This window comes from Desertivirga arenae, assembly GCF_017355785.1.
In the GTDB taxonomy this organism is placed as follows: Bacteria; Bacteroidota; Bacteroidia; order Sphingobacteriales; family Sphingobacteriaceae; genus Desertivirga; species Desertivirga arenae.
Map to the genome: position 1 here is coordinate 153,012 of NZ_JAFEWE010000002.1, position 18,375 is coordinate 171,386.

13 protein-coding genes are annotated in these 18,375 nt (G+C 42.0%); 4 read left to right on the forward strand and 9 right to left on the reverse strand.

What is annotated here, in order from left to right; all coding sequences use genetic code 11:
• Positions 1-5 precede the first annotated feature (5 nt).
• From J4N24_RS04575 to J4N24_RS04600, 6 genes are all read right to left on the reverse strand, one after another.
• Positions 6-1,403: a glycoside hydrolase family 30 protein gene (locus J4N24_RS04575; RefSeq protein WP_207532471.1), complete on the reverse strand. Its 1,398-nt coding sequence runs from the start codon at positions 1,401-1,403 to the stop codon at positions 6-8.
• A 90-nt stretch (positions 1,404-1,493) separates the two neighbouring features.
• Positions 1,494-2,939, reverse strand: a complete 1,446-nt coding sequence (locus tag J4N24_RS04580) for a glycoside hydrolase family 30 protein (protein WP_207532472.1) — start codon at positions 2,937-2,939, stop codon at positions 1,494-1,496.
• 36 nt (positions 2,940-2,975) lie between these two features.
• Complete coding sequence (locus J4N24_RS04585) at positions 2,976-4,439, reverse strand: glycoside hydrolase family 30 protein (protein WP_207532473.1); 1,464 nt, start codon at positions 4,437-4,439, stop codon at positions 2,976-2,978.
• 125 nt (positions 4,440-4,564) lie between these two features.
• Positions 4,565-5,434, reverse strand: a complete 870-nt coding sequence (locus tag J4N24_RS04590; protein WP_207532474.1) for a PKD domain-containing protein — start codon at positions 5,432-5,434, stop codon at positions 4,565-4,567.
• A gap of 21 nt (positions 5,435-5,455) precedes the next feature.
• On the reverse strand, positions 5,456-7,000 hold the full coding sequence (locus J4N24_RS04595; RefSeq protein ID WP_207532475.1) for a RagB/SusD family nutrient uptake outer membrane protein: 1,545 nt from the start codon (positions 6,998-7,000) through the stop codon (positions 5,456-5,458).
• An 11-nt stretch (positions 7,001-7,011) separates the two neighbouring features.
• Complete coding sequence (locus J4N24_RS04600; protein WP_207532476.1) at positions 7,012-10,110, reverse strand: SusC/RagA family TonB-linked outer membrane protein; 3,099 nt, start codon at positions 10,108-10,110, stop codon at positions 7,012-7,014.
• A 457-nt stretch (positions 10,111-10,567) separates the two neighbouring features.
• Between J4N24_RS04600 and J4N24_RS04605 the strand changes: the two genes are divergently transcribed.
• The 3 genes from J4N24_RS04605 to bioD all read left to right on the forward strand — a co-directional run bounded on the left by J4N24_RS04605 (position 10,568) and on the right by bioD (position 12,842).
• The gene (locus tag J4N24_RS04605) at positions 10,568-11,005 is read left to right on the forward strand and encodes a DUF4890 domain-containing protein (protein WP_207532477.1); all 438 of its coding nucleotides are present in this window, start codon (positions 10,568-10,570) and stop codon (positions 11,003-11,005) included.
• 107 nt (positions 11,006-11,112) lie between these two features.
• Positions 11,113-12,234 (forward strand): aminotransferase class I/II-fold pyridoxal phosphate-dependent enzyme, encoded by a 1,122-nt coding sequence (locus J4N24_RS04610; protein ID WP_207532478.1) that lies wholly within the window; start codon positions 11,113-11,115, stop codon positions 12,232-12,234.
• Positions 12,231-12,842, forward strand: a complete 612-nt coding sequence (bioD, locus tag J4N24_RS04615) for a dethiobiotin synthase (RefSeq protein WP_207532479.1) — start codon at positions 12,231-12,233, stop codon at positions 12,840-12,842. Before J4N24_RS04610 ends, bioD begins: the two co-directional genes overlap by 4 nt.
• Before the next feature lie 32 nt (positions 12,843-12,874).
• On the opposite strand, the gene alaS is transcribed toward bioD, so the two are convergent.
• The 3 genes from alaS to J4N24_RS04630 are packed head-to-tail and all read right to left on the reverse strand — an operon-like array spanning position 12,875 to position 17,714.
• Positions 12,875-15,502 (reverse strand): alanine--tRNA ligase, encoded by a 2,628-nt coding sequence (alaS, locus tag J4N24_RS04620; protein ID WP_207532480.1) that lies wholly within the window; start codon positions 15,500-15,502, stop codon positions 12,875-12,877.
• A gap of 23 nt (positions 15,503-15,525) precedes the next feature.
• Positions 15,526-16,329: a M90 family metallopeptidase gene (locus J4N24_RS04625; protein ID WP_207532481.1), complete on the reverse strand. Its 804-nt coding sequence runs from the start codon at positions 16,327-16,329 to the stop codon at positions 15,526-15,528.
• A gap of 11 nt (positions 16,330-16,340) precedes the next feature.
• Positions 16,341-17,714, reverse strand: coding sequence for a hypothetical protein (locus tag J4N24_RS04630; protein WP_207532482.1), 1,374 nt, complete (start codon positions 17,712-17,714; stop codon positions 16,341-16,343).
• A gap of 179 nt (positions 17,715-17,893) precedes the next feature.
• Here J4N24_RS04630 and J4N24_RS04635 point away from each other — a divergent pair, with 179 nt between their 5' ends.
• Positions 17,894-18,322, forward strand: a complete 429-nt coding sequence (locus tag J4N24_RS04635; protein ID WP_207532483.1) for a response regulator — start codon at positions 17,894-17,896, stop codon at positions 18,320-18,322.
• The last annotated feature ends 53 nt before the right edge of the window (positions 18,323-18,375 follow it).

Here is an 18,375-nt window from a genome sequence, read left to right on the forward strand (position 1 = left end):
GATTTTTACCAGATATAAGTTCCTACGGCACCTGGATTTAAGCTCGTGATGGCACCTTTCCCGGAAGAAGCGATATTGAATTTCTTTGCCGTATTACTTGTATTCAAAACGATCAGAACAATCTTACCCTGAGGAGTTTTGAACGCTACATTAGGAAGATCATCTATTATATCAGAGGAAATGCGAACTGCCCCAGGCCTCACAAACTTGGAAGCATGAGCAATGATATAGTAACCAGGGTTCCTGCTAACCGAATCTTTATCAATAGTAATTCCGCCTAAGCATCTGTCGCAGCCACCCCTATCGGTATGAGGATTATTTTGAGGATCAGCAGCAAGGTTCCATTCAATCACATTGCGGCTCCAATTCCTGGTAGCGCCTATGATGAGTTTTTCCACGTGCTCGTTAAGGTCCCTTTTAAAGTTTGCAGGCGAACCGATCCATTGTTCTGTAAAGTATAAGTTCTTGTCAGGATGAGCAGCATGAACGTCACTAAGGGCATCGATCTTACCGCCATAAAGATGAAAAGCAGAGCCGTCAATGTACTGCCTTGCCTCAATATCATTCAGAATGCTGATAGGATAATCGGGACGGTCAGCGTTATGATCATAAACAACGATCTTTGTATCGATTCCTGCAGATCGAAAGGCAGGACCAAGATGTTTCTTTACAAACAAAGCCTGGTCTGGAGCTACCATCAGTAAACTTGGATTATTGCCCGGATGAAGAGGTTCATTTTGCACGGTGATCGCATCGATGCGAATACCTTCCTTCTTCATAGCCTGTATATACTTGACGAAATAACGGGCATAGGCCTCGTAGAACTCTGGTTTCAGCTGCCCTCCCCTGCTGTCACCGTTCGTTTTCATCCAGGAAGGAGGGCTCCATGGAGAGCCCATGATCTTTATAGCAGGATTAATGGCAAGGATCTCTTTTAATACAGGCACTATGTCCTTCTTATCTGGCCCCAGATCGAACCTCTCCAACATTGGATCGGTTTGCCCATTGGGAAGATCATTATAAGTAAACACCTTCTCATTAAGATCCGAAGCACCAATACTTACTCTCAGATAGCTGATACCTATGTTGTCAGCATCCTCGGCAAATAGTTCTTTCAGCAAGGCGGACCTTGCATTGCTACCCATTCTTATTATGTGCTGTGCACTTCCTCCTGTTAACGCAAAACCAAAGCCATCAAGTTCCTGGTAACTTTGCGTATCATCTACTTTTATAAGAGGAAGCTTGTTATCAGCTTTTTTGAAGGATAATCCTTTGGACTGCTTTTGAAACAGGATGGAGTGATCTGAATCTGTGAGCCATACCTGAGCAGAAGGTTTCTTCTGAGCATATAGAACAGATAAAGAGAGCGTTAAACAAAAAATGCAGGCGGAAAATTTTCTCATATTCTGGAGTTTCAGGGACGCGTTTAAGAAGCCGGCTGTAAGAGACAGCCGGCGCCAACCAATCGACGAACCAATTTATATTAGAAGCTTTTACTTAATAATAATCGTAGAGATTGAGTGAGGCATACTTGTAGTTTGCGCTGCTTTTCCATCTATCCATAAATTGTATGGGAGACTTTGATCAGTAGTGTTTAAAACGACCACGGCTAAACTACCATCAGTATTGCGAAAGGCCGTTGTTGAAAGGAAATCCCTGCTGGCAGAACTTGCAATACGCTTAGCTCCGGGCTTGATGAATTTGGAAAAGTGCCCCAGATAATAATAGCTGTTAGTATAGATTAGCTTTCCCGCCTTAGTGTCAGCATGGATTGGGGCAAAACAAAAGTTCCCCACATGATTAGGACCGCCCTTTTCGTCAAGAAGGATATTCCAATCTGTCCAGGCAACCGTACCACTGTTAAAATCATTTACCAAAGAGTTTCCGTACTTTTCGCCCAGCCACCATTCGTTCACCTTATTGATGTCGAATTTTTCAATGCAGCCTTCTGTAAAAATCAGGTTTTTTGATGGGAAGGCCTGGTTCACCAGCTTTACATTTGCAAAGTTCATCCCGGCGCCTGTCCATGTTTCGTACCAATGATAGCCTATACCCCAAACATATTTAGCTGCTTCGGGATCATTGAGGATAGTGCTGGCACGTTGATAAACCTGATCGCGATTATGATCCCAACCAATCAACTTTTTGTTTCCAAGTCCGTTTTTATGCAGTGTGGGGCCGAGGTGAGTTTTTATAAAATCCCTTTCCTCTTCTGCAGTAAAGATGCAGGACTCCCATTTTTGGGTTGCCATTGGCTCATTTTGTACAGATAATCCCCAAACCGGGATTCCCAATGCTTCGTAGCCCTTGATAAACTTCACATAGTAGTTTGACCAGGCCTGACGGAATTCCGGTTTTAGTTTGCCTCCTCTAAGCATATTGTTATTATCCTTCATCCAGGCTGGAGGGCTCCAGGGACTAACAAACATTGGAAGAGTGCCTCCTGCTGCCTGCATCGCTGCTTTTATAAAGGGTATTTTATATTTTTTATCGTGAGACAGATCAAATGATTTTAATGCAGCGTCATTGTCAGCAACATAAGTATAGGTATCACTCGAAAAATCACAGCTGTTGATATTAGTGCGGGCGAAAGAGTACCCTATTCCTTTTTCTTTATCGTAGTAAGCCGTCAGGAATTCCTTTTGAATAGTTGCAGGGAGCTTCGCATAAGTTTCTGCTGATGCGTCTGTCAAGGCTCCCCCAATTCCGGTAATGGTTTGGAAAGAATGTGTTGGATCTACAAAAATAACCAGCTGCGTTTCCAGTGGCTGTTTCATCTCTGAGAATGTCAATGTTCCAGCATCTGAAATTCTAAGATCAGACTTGTTTGCAGTGGTATAAACCCTTGCTTGTGAAAAACTTGTTTTAGCTTTTTGGCCTTGCCCAAAAAGGCCGGAGACTGAAACTGAAAGCAACAGTGATAAAAGTCCTTTATTCATTTAAGTATGTGTTTAGCGATGGAATTCATAAAATTATTACCAGACAAATGTTCCAACCGCGCCACTAGCCAAAGTAGCCGTGGTTGTTTTGTTGTTAAATTTGATATTAAAGTTTTCAGTTGCCGAGGAGGTGTTCAGTACGATGAGTACTTTTTTACCACCAGGGTTTTTGAAGGCCACATTAGGTAAATTAGCAGCCATATTAGAAGCAATCCTGACTGAGCCGGGTCTCACAAATTTTGAAGCGTGCGCGATGATATAATAGGATACATTACGACTTACAGAGGAGCCACTAACGGTTAAAGCACCGAGACAAGTACTGCAACCTCCGTTTGTGTAAGGACGATAACTTGGATCTGCAGCAAGGTTCCATTCCAGAACATTTCGGCTCCAGTTGCGGGAGGCTCCAATGATCAGGTTCTCTACATGCCATTTTAAATCGCCGGAAAAACTACCTGGACCACCAACCCATTGCTCCGTGAAGTAAATATTTTTATCCGGATGAGCGTTATGAACAGTACTTAGAGCATTTATGCTTCCTCCGTAAAGATGAAAAGCGGATCCATCCACAAAACTTTTTGCCTGAGCATCATTTAAGATTGCAATAGGATAATCAGGCCTATCGGCATTATGATCGTAAACAATGATCTTTGTACCAAGACTAGCATTTCTGAAAGCCGGCCCGAGATGATCACGAATAAATGCTGCCTGTTCTGTTGCCTGCATTACCATGCTTGGATTATTTCCCCCGTGCAAAGGCTCATTTTGAGGTGTTATAGCATCTATCGTAATACCTTCAGCCTTCATAGCCTGAATATATTTTACAAAGTAATTTGCGTAGACACTATAGTACTCCGGCTTCAGACTACCACCAACAAAGTTGTTATTTGTCTTCATCCAAAGAGGAGCCGTCCAGGGCGAACCCAGGATCTTAATATTCGGTGCGATCGACAGGATCTTTTTCAGTACCGGGATCATGTCTGCCCTCTCCCTGTCAATGCTGAATTGCGAGAGGTTGGGATCTACCTGTCCATTTGCTATATCATCATATGTAAAAGGAGAATCACTCAGATCGGAAGCGCCAATACTGATGCGCAAATAACTCACACCGATATGAGTACTGTCTGGCTTAAATAATTCTTCGAGCAATACATCTCTTGTTGCCACAGGCAAACTATTGATCAACATCGCACTTCCGCCCGTCAAGGTGTACCCAAAGCCATCAATCGTTTGAAAAGTTTGGGTTGTATCTACTTCTATAGTTGTATACTGGCTGTTAGGCGCAGAAAACAGGAGGCTTACGTTTTGCTTTTTAAAAAGCGATGTTCTGTCGGGATTGGTAAGCCAAAAGCTTACGTCAGTTGTAACCGGCTTTTCTTCTGTTACCGGCGGCTTTACCTCCTGCCCGGCGGCGTCCTTCTTTTTGCAGCTTGCAATAGTAAGTAGAAGCAGGAACGGCAAAAGCTTGAGTCCTGACGTTTTCAATACAGTATTCTTCATTTATATCCCTGTTATTATTGATCAATTCCTCAGTTTCATGTTTTTATTATCTTATCAACTGAGCGTTAAGGCTATGATCAACAGGAAAGTCAACATACTTTCCTGTTGATCTATTAGCCTGTTATTTATTTAGTACCTCTTAACTCAACATTGTCAAGAGAGATTCCATTTGGCCCCATAGAACTGCCGGAACCGGTTCTGATCACCAGGTAATAAGTTCCGGAGGAAGTGACTGTCACCACTCCATTCCTTCTATCACCAGTACATCCTATTTTGGCTAACTGACCGTTGAAAGTGGAATTTCCACAACCATCCCAGGTACTTAATCCCATTATTTTACCACCTTCACTGTAATCTGCACCGTTAGCCGGCACTCCCTTACCAAGGTAGACCTCAAACCAGGTGTCTACAGCCCCGCCACCAGATACAGTCATATCTATCTGGTATTTCTTACCAGCCACTAGTTGTACAGGTTGAGATATAGCTACACCATCATAAGCAGAGCCGGTAAACACCGCTTTACCATTTGTAAACTGCACATTAGCATTTGTACCTCTTTTAGTTACGGTCCATTTGGTGGGATCATCCATTTTGGGATCAAGGATCAGGTTACCAGCTTCTGGGTCAGAGGTAGGAACATTCAATTGCTTTGATGTTGATTTTTGGGTCCCTCCCTTACCTACAGCAACCTCTGTAATAGTATAATTTCCTGCATCAGGGTAAAAAACTGTATCAACAGTTTTGCCTGCAGAAGCATCTGTAGCACCTTTACCCAAATTCCATTTTACACTGATGACACCATCTGTATGTGCTTTTAGCACGTAATAATTTGCTTTATTAGCTACTGGTGTTACGGTAAAATCTGCTACCAGATCAGGTGAATCCAAGCCGTTTCCATCTCCAGCTTCGTCTGGGGTACAGGCAGAATAAATCGCTATAGTTGAAGCCACTGCAAGTGCAGTCAATGCTTTCGTTAAATTAAATCTTAGTTTCATACTTAAAGGAGATTAAGGTTATTACTTAGTTCCGCCCCACTCTTTACTTTGTTCTATTTTTGTATTATCCATTTCGCGCAAGGGGATTGGCAGTATTTCGCTTTTTCCAGCTACAAAACCTTCAGAAGCGAGCACTGTAGCTGCATCTCCCCAGCGAACCAAATCGAACCAACGCTGTCCTTCACCAGCCAGTTCAAGTCGGCGTTCTCTTTTTATATTTTCCATTGTTGCCGCTACGGGACCCAACCCAACTCGAGCTCTAACAGCATTCAGCAAATTAGCCGCTCTCGATAAATCGGCGTTCGCCATTACCAAAGCTTCTGCTTCCATCAGGTAAGTATCAGCTAAGCGGATGTCATACATGTTCTGTCCCCAGTTTAGGTCGCGGTCTCCGGCCCCTGTAGGAAGATTAGAATTACGGGCAATCCATTTTTCGATGAAGTAGCCTGTATTCTGTGCACCCGCAGCAGCGTTGTAATCGGCAATACCGTTCTTTTTGAGGCTATCCAGATTTGCAATGGTGTATTTGTACCGCGGATCAAAATGTATAGCGTCGAACAGGCTTTGAGTAACCGGGAAGTAACTCCAGCCACTATAATAATCAGGGGCTCCTGCTGTTTTAGCTGAGTAACCTCTGGGACCACTCATGATGTTTAAAATATTTCCTTCCGTTGAAGCAGCCCCTCCGCCACCCCAGGTTCCTCCGGAAAGCGTTGTGTGCGGAATTTCGAGAATTGACTCCGAATTGAATTTGTAAGTATTTCCACCTTTAAATAGGTTTCCGAAATCCCCCAGCAATTGATAACCGTAGGTAGCATTCATTTGCCCTGGCGTACCATTCACCTCTTTGAATTCCGCAGCTGCCTCAGCCCACTTCTTTTCCCACAAATAAACTTTTCCAAGAAGAGCATGAGCCGTACCTTTTGTAAAGCGGCCTCCCTCCGTAGCAGCAACTACCTTATTGGGTAGATTTGGTTCTGCGATTGCCTCTTTCAGATCCGTTTCCATCTGAGCATATACCTCTGCAGGGCTTGCCTGTGTCACATTATACATCTCATCCGAAGTGATATTCTTGGTATACAAAGGGATGTTCTTGAATAAGCGAACAAGGTCGAAATAAAAGAAGGCACGTAATGTCTTTGCTTCTGCTATATACCGTTTCTTCAAACCTTCGTCCATATTTGTGCTTGGAATCTTTTCGAGCAGAATATTAGCCCTGAATATTCCCGAGAAACCCTTCCTCCAAAGGTCTTCCTGTGGGCCTTGTGCCGGGGTGATCAGAAACTTGTCCATATTCACAAAATTTAAATCGCCCGCGCCTTCTCCGCCTCCATAATGATCGTCGGAAGCAGCCATAGCAATCCCCTCTTTGGTTACCAGGTTACCTCCCTGCCAGCCTACAACATCGTAAACTGCTACTAATGCTTTGTAAGCCTGATCCTGATTTTGGTAATAATTAGATTCAAGATCTGTACCCTTAGGATCTACCTCCAGGAAATTACTACAAGAACTTAAAAGCTGAGCACTTATCGCTAACGCACCTATATATTTGAAATATTTGTTCATTTTTTTAAAGATTATAATCCAACATTTACACCTAACATGAATGAGCGGGCCTGAGGATATACCCCCCTGTCTATACCAAATGCTGTTCCTCCGATCTCCGGATCGTAACCAGAGTAATTAGTGAAGGTGTACAGGTTTTCACTCATTATATAGACTCTTAATCTGGATAGACTTGCCTTTTGGATTACTGCTTTAGGCAAAGAATATCCAATCTGCAAAGTTTTAATCCTAAAGAAGTTGCCATTCTTTAAATAGAAATCAGAAGGGTTTACGAAATTCTTATTAGGGTCGGCTTCTGATAACCGAGGATATGAATTTGAAGTACCTGGGCCAGTCCAGCGTCCCAGTGCTTCTGTCTGCCAGTTAGAAGTTGTGATTCCAAAACGTCTCAAGCCACTAAATACCTTGTTCCCTCCTGATCCTTGTCCAAATGCAATCACATCAAAGTTTTTCCAACTAACATTTGCAGTTAATCCAAAAGAATATTTAGGAATAGAGACTCCCATAAACTCTCTGTCATTTTCATCGATATCACCATCACCGTCTACATCTTTCCATCTGAAGTCGCCTGGTTTTGCGTTAGGCTGGACCTTACCCTTTGGACCTACGTAAGCGTCGATCTCTTCTTGAGTTTGGAAAATCCCTTGAGTTCTAAATCCGTAGAACGAGTTAAATGACTGGCCAACTTCTGTCCGTGTTACGCCATAAGCCATATTTTGGAAGGACACTGTTCCACCGATGAAGGTCAAGCCACGGCCCAGGTAAGTCACTTCGTTCTTTAGCGTTGAGAAATTTCCTGCGAGACTAAGATTAACTTGTCTAACTTTTTTATTCCAGCCGAGTTCAAACTCCAAACCGGTATTTTTCATATCCGCAACGTTAGATGCAGGGTTTGAAATAGCTCCTACATAGAATGGAATCCTGGGATTTTGAAGGATACCAACAGTTTTCTTGGTGTACCAATCAAATGTAAAACGGAAATCTCTTAAAATAGTGGCCTCTAACCCAATGTTTGAGGAACGCGTCTCCTCCCAATGAAGATCAGGGTTAGCTGGTGCGTTAGGGCTGTATCCTGTTTGATAAGAATCTGTACCTATAGCTGCATTTCTGCCACTACCGATGGTAGAAACAAATTGAAAATCGCCGATATTATCACTTCCTACTACCCCATAACCACCTCTCAGCTTCAGAAAGCTTACGAATTTGTTTTCTGGCCAAAATGCCTCTCTTGTTGGTACCCATCCCAAACTAAAAGAAGGGAAAACACCATACTGGTAGTTAGCGCCGAACCTTGAAGAACCATCGCGACGAAGAATACCTTCCAACAAGTACTTTTCATCATAATTATAATTCAAACGTCCAAATAAGGAAACTACTCTATGATATTGCCCATCACTTGCCGAAGCAGTTCTTTGCGTTGTTGGCACTGAATAGTTAAACGAAGCCTCGTCAAAAGTAGTAGCAGGAATACCGTCATACCTAACACCATCGTAATGAGAACTTCCGTCCTGGTAAGCTTCCTGTCCAAACAACCCAGTGAGGTTATGTTTTCCAAATGCTCTGGTGTATGACAATGTATTTGAAAGGTTCCAATCAATACGATTGTTGCTTTCTCTAAAGAATTGAGTTGTTGTATTGATATTTGAGGTATTTAAATAAAACTCCGGAGTAAAGCTTTCTTGTCCCCAGAAAGCCATTTTACCACCAAAAGATGACCGGAATTTTAAGCCTTTAATAACTTCGATCTCACCGTAAACATTTCCCACAATATTATGGCCCCAATTATAATTGCCTAATCTGGTGGAGATATAAGCAAGGGGATTAGTCATTTCCTGACCTACGATTGAAGAAATGCCATAAGGAAAGCCTGATGCATCGCGACGAGCTCGCACATTGTAGGCTGCTGCTTTAGCCGGATCAGTTTCAACAAGTGGAGTTAAGGGGTCAAGGTGAATAGCTGAAGCCAGTGGCCCGCCAAACTCGCTGTTCGTATTACCTAAGCCAACAGTTTTATTATAAGCATAACCGAGATTTTGACCGATAGTTACGCTTTTAAATATTTTGTGGGTTGAGTTAACACGAAAATTGATACGCTTATATTTCGAAATATCCGAGGCCACGATACCTTCCTGATCCAGGTAACCAAACGAGGTATAAAAGGTCGAGCGGTCACTTCCACCACTTAAACTTAGCTCATGATTCTGACGTTGAGCATTATCATTAAGAATGGCTGATTGCCAATCCGTTCCCTGGCCAAAGGAAGAAGGGTTAGCGTAAGGTAAACTTTTACCGTCTGCTGCAGCAGCTTCGTTTCGTAAAGTGGTGTACTGTGTAGCATTTAACATGCTTAACTGGCGGGTAGGTTCAGATGTCCCATAAAAGCCATTATAGCTAAGTGTGTTTTTTCCAGCTTTACCTTTCTTAGTGGTTACCAGGATAACTCCTGCAGAGGCTCTCGTACCATAAATGGCCGCAGATGCTGCATCTTTTAAAACGTCGATAGATTCGATGTCAGAAGCGTTCAGGTAGCTAATACCTCCGTTATCAACAACAATACCGTCTACTACGTATAATGGATTAGAATTATTAAAACTGGTAATACCACGAACCCGAACTGTAGCAGCTTCACCTGGCTGACCATTGTTAACCGCTATACTAACACCTGAAGTACGCCCCTGCAGGGCCTGTTCAACACGTGTAATTGGCTGCGTTTCAATATCCGAAGCCTTAACACTTGAGATAGCCCCTGTTACTACCTTCTTCTTTTGAGTGGCATAACCCACAACAACCACTTCGTTTAATGCCGCTGTGTTTTCCACCAGGGTGATCGATAGAGATCTGCTATCGCGAACAGTTATTGATTGGGAATCGAAACCCAATGAACTAATAACAAGAGTAGCTCCTGAGGGGGCTGCTATCCTAAAATTTCCTGCAGCATCAGTGCTTGTTCCCCGGTTTGCACCTTTAACTGCGATGGATACGCCGGGCAGCGGTAATCCATCACTCTTTGATACTACTTTTCCTGTTACCTGTATCTCTTGTGCGCCTGCCATCAATGGCACAAGAAATAGTAAGGAAATGAGAAAAAAGAATGTAAATCTTCCTTTCATAAGACTAATAAATAAAATGATTAAACTGGTTTATATTTTCGCGGATCACCTTCCGCTTGGTTAGTCCAAATGTATAAGGGATTTGATATCTTCTAAAATATCCATGCCCTACTTTAGCTATACAAACATCAAAAAGGACAGAATACACACCCCTACTAATACACTACAGCACCTTTATAAGAATCTGATTTTCAGAATAAAAACCAAAAGACATTTGCAAAAGTGGCCCTTTACAAAAAATTAAACCCCACTCAAAGAGTGGATTAAATTAAGACCGTTAAGCGTTCTGCTGACACTTAAACAGACATCCTGAAATTCCAAATGGGAGATGAAGAAATTGCCGTTGATTCAGAATCAAATGAGCGAAAAAGCTTATTCGCGGCCTTAACATTCTTTAACATTTGAATTTTTAAACCTTCGGTATTGATTTATATCTATTCCTTAAAACACAATAGATATGAAAAAAATAATTTTAACAGCCCTACTATTTGCAGGTCTGGCAACAGCAGGATTTTCACAAGAAAGACAAGCAAAACATCCAAGAGAGCATCGAACTCCTGAAGAGAGAGCTCAACTTATGACTGATGCTTTAGACAAAAAGCTTTCGCTTAGCGACAAACAAAGAAATGAGATATACAAGATAAACCTCGACCGGGCAAAGGAGATGGAAAAATTGCATGCCTCAAAACAAAAACATGATAAAAAAGACTTTGAGCAGGGTAGAAAAATGTTCGAAGAAAGCGACAAGAAAATAAGCCGCATTCTGAACAACAATCAGCGGAAACAATACGATGAATTGAAAGCTCAACGAAAGGAGCATGCAAAGGATCGTAACGGTGAATTCAGGAAAAGATCAAGAGACGGAAGAAGAGGGGAAGCCGAGAACGGAAGATAAGTGTTAATGTTAATAGCTGTTTAAAAAACGTGCCGTACCGGATAGGTCGGTACGTTTTTTTTTGCTTTTCCGCTACTCCCTGCTATTTTTGACGTTCAAATTCCTACGTGAAGCCGATAGAAAACTATATTACTCAAAGATTAGAGGAGCGAAAAAAACATAATTCTTACCGGAAACTTCGCACAGATCATTCCCAGGTAGACTTCTGCTCCAACGACTATCTTGGATTTGCAAAAGCGGAACAATTACAAAACAATATCCGTCAAGCCCTCGATTTTGAAAAATCAGTTTCAGGATCGACAGGCTCAAGAATGATCAGTGGCAATCATGAATTTGCAGAACAGCTTGAAAGCAGGATTGCAGGATTCCACGATGCAGCCTCAGGACTTTTGTTTAATTCTGGTTACGATGCAAATGTGGGTATTTTCTCTTCGCTCCCGCAACGTGGCGATACGATAATTACAGACGAGCTGATCCATGCCTCTATTATTGACGGGGCGCGCTTAAGCTTTGCCAACCGTTATTCTTTTCGACATAACGACTTGAATAGCCTTGAAGAAAAACTTAGAGCCGCTCGAGGCAGGATCTATATCGCCATTGAGAGTATTTATTCAATGGATGGTGATATGGCTCCCATCGAAGCAATAGTGGATCTGGCTGAGCGGTATGAGGCTGCTGTTATTGTGGATGAAGCTCATGCGACGGGAATCTTCGGAGAAAAAGGTCAGGGACTTGTGTACGAACAAAAATTACAAAACCGGGTATTTGCCAGGATAGTAACCTTTGGTAAAGCACTGGGTTGCCATGGAGCAATCGTTTTAGGTTCTGATCCACTTCGTTCTTATCTGATTAACTTTGCCCGCTCTTTCATTTATACCACTGCTGCTCCTCCTTTAAATCACATCAGTATTTCTGAGGCTTATGCATATCTGCAACAAGTACTAACTCCCTCCTTTATTCAATCAAAGATTAACTTTTTCAGGACTGAAGCTGGGGACTTATATAATTTTTTCATCGATAGCCTATCCCCTATTCAGTGTCTTATTATTGGAGGAAATGAAAACGCAAAGAGGCTTGAAGGGCTTGTGAACCAGGCAGGATATGATGTAAGGGCGATTCTACATCCAACAGTTCCCGAAGGAAGGGAACGCATTCGAATCTGTTTGCATTCCTTCAACTCTGACAATGAGATAAAGGGACTATTAAATACTTTAAGAGCGCATTTATGAAACCAATTTTTGTAACAGGAATAGGAACCGACGTAGGTAAAACAGTAATATCTGCTGTTTTAGTAGAAAAGTTGAAAGCGGATTACTGGAAACCTGTGCAATCTGGAGACCTGGATAATTCCGACACCACTAAGGTTAAAAATCTTATTTCCAATCATCAGTCAGTTTTCCATACGGAAGTATATCGCCTTACTCAGCCTTTTTCTCCTCATAAATCGGCAGCTCTGGATGGGGTTGAGATAGACCTGGAAGCTATAACTTTACCATCTACCACAAATTGTCTATTGATAGAAGGAGCAGGAGGTTTAATGGTGCCACTAAACTCTAAGAACCTCATCATCGACTTGATAGCTAAATTTGCACCGGAAGTAATTCTGGTAGTGAAAAACTACCTGGGTAGTATTAATCATACTTTGCTAAGTATTGAACTTCTCAAGCAAAGGAATCTGAAGATAAAGGGAATTATCATTAGTGGTGATACAGATGAAACTTCTGAAAAGTATATATGCGAATACTCTCAGGTAAGTATCTTAGGGAGGGTTCCAACTCTACCAGTAGTAGATAAAGCTTCAATAAAACAAGCGGCTGATGCTTTAGAATTTGAGTAAAAAAAAAGCGCAGTTCCCTGCGCTTTTTAATTCTATTTGACCAAGCTTTTCGCTTTGCTGAGTGCGGCATCTATACCTGATGCGTCTTTACCACCCGCTGTTGCGAAGAAAGGTTGTCCCCCTCCACCGCCTTTAATTTCTTTCGCTAATTCTCTCACAATATTTCCGGCATGAAGATCTTTCGCCTCTACCAGATTTTCAGAGATCATCACCGTAATTCCCGGCTTACCCTCATTTTCAGTAGCGAGAACAAGGAAAAGGTTGTCAACAATATCTTTAAGATTATAAGCAAGGTTTTTCACTGCGTCAGCATTTGGCAGATCTACTCTTTCAGCAATAACATTCACTCCATTTATATTTTGTGCTTTTGCTGCTAAGTCATGCTTAAGGTTTCCAGCCTTTTCTATGATACTTTTTTCGATCTCCTTCTTAAGCTTTGCATTCTCTTCAAGAAGGCTCTCGATAGATTTTGCAATGTCCTTAGGGTTCTTCAGAAGGGATTTAATCTCCTGCATCAACTTATTTTGTTCGTTGATATAATTTTCTGCAGCCTTACCAGTGATTGCTTCGATACGACGCACACCTGCAGCTACGGCACCTTCGGATGTAATTTTGAAGAAACCGATCTGACCGGTAGAACTAACGTGAGTACCACCACAAAGCTCCATAGAATACTCAGGGTTAAAGGTGATCACACGAACGTACTCGCCATACTTCTCCCCGAATAATGCTGTTACCCCTCTGCCGATAGCATCCTGGTAAGGTACTTGTCTTTCTTCCTGTTTAAGGATATTTTCCCGGATCCTGCTGTTAACAATCGCTTCGATCTGAGCAATCTCCTCATCAGTCACTTTAGCGAAATGAGAAAAATCGAATCGAAGGTAATCTGCATTCACCAAAGATCCTTTTTGCTGCACGTGAGTGCCCAGAACCTGACGTAGGGCGGCTTGTAGCAAATGCGTTGCCGAGTGGTTATTCTCTGTCGACAAGCGTTTAGATTCATCCACCCTTGCCGTAAATGTAGCTGAAGGGTCTTCTGGCAATTCATCTGTAAAGTGAACGATCAACCCATTTTCCTTCTTTGTGTCGGTGACCTGGATAGTTGAACTATTAACCGAATTAGATATTAATGTTCCTGTATCCCCAACCTGACCTCCACTTTCTGCATAAAAAGGAGTTCTATTTAGAACGATCTGGTATTGCTCCTTTCCTTTTGCAGTGATCTTCCGGTATTTCAGGATCTTGCTTTCTGATTCCAGAGAATCGTATCCCAGGAACTCATTCTCTTCTCCCTCATTTATGATCACCCAATCTGTCGTATCAATAGCAGTTGCAGCACGAGAACGGGTTTTCTGCTCTTCTAAAGCTTTATTGAAGCCTTCCATATCAACTGAAATACCCTTTTCGCGAGCCATCAGGTCGGTAAGATCGATAGGGAAACCGAAGGTGTCGTACAGCTCGAAGGCAAAGCCACCTTCAATATTAGTATTCTCTGCAGCGTACTTCTCGAATCGCTGAATACCTGTTGCTAGCGTACGAAGGAAAGATACCTCTTCTTCCAGGATCACTTTCTGAACAAAATCCTGCTGAGCTTTTAATTCAGGAAAAACACCATCGAACTGATCTGCAAGGATTGGCACCAATTTATTAAAGAAAGGTTCTTTAAAGCCAAGGAATGTATAAGAATAACGAACTGCCCTTCTAAGGATACGACGGATAACATATCCTGCCTTAACATTAGATGGAAGCTGTCCATCAGCGATCGCGAATGCGATAGCCCGGATATGGTCTGCCATTACACGCATGGCCACATCCGTCTTCCCATCACTTTCGCCCATGTTATAGGTAATTCCACTCTGCTGGGAAATAAACTGGATCAATGGTTGGAAAGTATCTGTATCGTAATTTGAGGACTTTCCTTGTAAGACCCTTACTAAGCGTTCCAACCCCATCCCTGTATCCACATGTTGTGCGGGTAATGGCTGCAAAGAACCGTTCTTTAAACGGTTGAACTGCATGAACACATTATTCCAGATTTCAATAACCTGAGGATCATCATTATTTACCAGGGTTCTACCGTCTGTCTTAGCACGTTCTTCTTCCGTACGGCAGTCGACGTGAATCTCTGAACAAGGTCCGCATGGCCCGGTATCGCCCATTTCCCAGAAATTATCCTTTTTATTACCTAAGAGGATACGATCTTCAGCAATCCATTTTTTCCAGAAATCATAGGCTTCCTGATCTTTAGGAAGACCTTCTTTTTCATCACCTTCGAAAACCGTAACGTATAAACGATCTTTAGGGATACTTAAAACAGAAGTTAACAACTCCCAGCTCCATTCGATCGCTTCTTCTTTGAAGTAATCACCGAAACTCCAGTTTCCAAGCATTTCAAACATCGTATGGTGGTAAGTATCTATACCCACCTCCTCCAGGTCGTTATGCTTACCTGAAACACGAAGACAACGTTGAGTATCGGCAACTCTGGAATATTTTATAGGTGCCTCACCAAGGAAAATTTCTTTAAAAGGGTTCATTCCCGCATTGGTGAACATTAATGTTGGATCGTTCTTTACTACAATGGGGGCCGATGGGACGATCTGATGTCCTTTACTTGCAAAAAAATCTAAAAAAGCTTTCCTTATCTCTTTCGTTGTCATTCTCAAATATTTGAGGTGCAAAGTTAATATTTGATGTGAGAATGGGGAATAGAATTGTTTTCAGGATTAAACATCTTATCCAACATCTCATATAGAGCTGGATGCTTTTCTTTGAACTTCGCGGGCTTCTCGAAAAAATACTCCGATACTACAGCAAAAAATTCCGCTTCGTTGGTAAGGGCATAGGGATTAATGTCTGACTTTCCCTTCTCTATTCTGCTGATCTCTTTTTCCATTGCCTTGATCCAGGGAAGGGAAGAAATATTATTTAGTAATAGTTCGGGAATGCCGTCAACACTGCCATCTGCAGCATCAAGGAGATGAACGAATTCGTGGATCGCAGTATTCTCATTTCCTCCCGGTTCTCTGAATCCATGATGTAATGCTGATTTCGAAAGGATCATTTGACCATTCATAAAACCATTGCCCACCATTCCCATAATATTCCTTTCTCCCTCTGAATACTGGAAATCATGGTTGAAGGTATCAGGATACAGAATAACATTAGTAATATTCTTATACCTCCAGTTGCCGAAGCGAAAAATGGGAATTATAGCACTAGCCGCTACTAACACTCTGTCTTTATCATTTATTTCCGTTCCTATACCTTCAATTCTGGTCTTCTCTAGAAATGACGCAACTTTCTGCGCGAAATCATTCTTTTCTTCCTCCATGAGCTGCCGGTAGAACAATACTTCTTTTTGAAGGATAGCTTTATAGTCGGGCTTATGCTCCGGGATTCCTTCGGCTTGACGCCGCGGTTTTCGTGATAACAAGACTACAATTGCAAGCAGGAAAAGTGCGGATAGGATAACAGCGGTAAGCATACGTTCGGATATTAAAATGCGATCTGGTATTGAAGCCACACCGAGCTGGCATTGTTTTTCACTTCCCCAGCTGTATTTACAACAGGGCGTAACTGGTAGTTTAGTGAAACCTTCGACTGATGTTTATTGATCAGCCAGTTCAAACCTGCATCGTAAACACTTAATCCATCCTTTAATGCGTCGTACTTTGCATACCTGTAAGAAACGTAAGGCATCAGTGTTCCGTTCTCTCCAAGTAGATCCTTCGGCAAACGCAGCCCTGCCTGTGCGTAAACTGATTCACCTGTTCCAAACATAGGATAAGAATTACCAAAAGCTCCTCCATAAACCGGAGATCCCGGAGTTGCTTCATTTGCAGGGTTCATAATTCCATTATTACGAACATAGTTTTTTCCATATCCTGTATCAAAGTAACCAGCATAAGCCGAAAGTGCATATTTATTATCACGGATAGGCATGTCGGCAAATGCAGCTACAGACCACATTGCCAGATCATTATAATTCGTTGTTCCGGCATCAGTAAGATACCAGGTTGCTTTCTTCTGGTAAATAAATCCTCCCTCAAGGTTAAGAACCTTTTTATCACCAAGATAAGTACCTGTCATATAAGGAGTAACATTTGGTTCCTTATCAAGAAAATTATAAGCAAAGAAGCCCTGGTATTGTTTATGATGACCAATGGTTGCAAAGCTTGCACTATTAGCTCTGATAACAGGTGCTGCTTGTCCATTGGTCTGAATTGGAAAAGGGTCTGAAAGGACAAGCCGGTAATCAAGTTTTCCCAATTGCCCTCTTGCATAAACACTTAGCTTCCTTGCAAACTCGTCTGTTTGATCAACGGTGGTCTGCAGGAATACAGGAACATCCGTGGTCATGATCGTACTTACACTGGGCTGACTGAAGCGACTCAACCCGTTGGCTATGGTTAATCCACCTCCCAATTTAAGCTTGTCACTGGACTTAAAGACCTTGTACTCACCCAGCGCATCGTGAAAAAAAGCCTGAAGCTTCCGGTTTCCGGCATTTTGGGACAGGAAATTAAAATTGTTCATTCCAAATTGAGTGTAAAAGAAAACCCTGTCGGTCACTTGCCCGAATAATTGCATCCGTGTCCGTCTTAAACCAATATCTAAGGTATGATCTTTATGTTCGCCCAATACCGCTGTGTTTGGATTACTTTCATTCCAGCGCAGCCATACCTGATTAAGGAATGTTGCCTTGATATATTTCGACCCATCTGCAGAAAGGTTAAGCTTCAGTTCTGTTTTAGGTTTGCTATCAGCCCGTGACTGAGGAATAGAATCAAGCTGCTGAGCATTGCTGGTATTGGCAATGGCTATAGTGCAGGCCATTAATGCTAGTGTGTGTTTAAAAAAAGGTTTCATTACGGATGTTAAGTGTTGTTGCGCAAAACTACTTTTTATAAGCAGGATAGAAAGACGTTACTTTTATTTCATAGAAATTTTACATATGGAATGATCCCTGTAACAAATGGACACTTATTAGCGTAAACATAGCAACGCCCTTATTTAAATTTTGATGCTTGCAGAAAGCGCGTTAGGCAATGAACAAGAAAATTTCCACATTTAGCATAATCGACGACGATCAGCTTTTTCAATTCACTATAAAGAAAGTTTTGCAATCTACTGAGCTTGTAGATCGGGTTTTGCAGTTTGGAGATGGAGAAAGTGCGTTAAGCTTTTTTAGAAACAATTGGGGTTATCAGGAAAAGCTTCCTGATGTTATATTCCTGGATCTAAATATGCCGATTTTAAATGGCTGGCAGTTCCTGGAAGAGTTTATAAAGTTTGAACAACTTGATAAATCAATCACTGTGTATATCTGTACCGCTTCTGCAAATCCTAAGGACCTTGAAATGTTTAAGCGCTTTAATGGTGTTACCGGGTATCTTTTAAAACCTATCAGTAAAAAGGAGATCTACTCGATTTTAGACAAAGAGATCCACGGAAAATCTCCTTTCAGGCTAAACTAGCACAACGAGCTTCTGCTGTTCTTCAGAAGGAACAGGGCAAGCCATTAAATCTC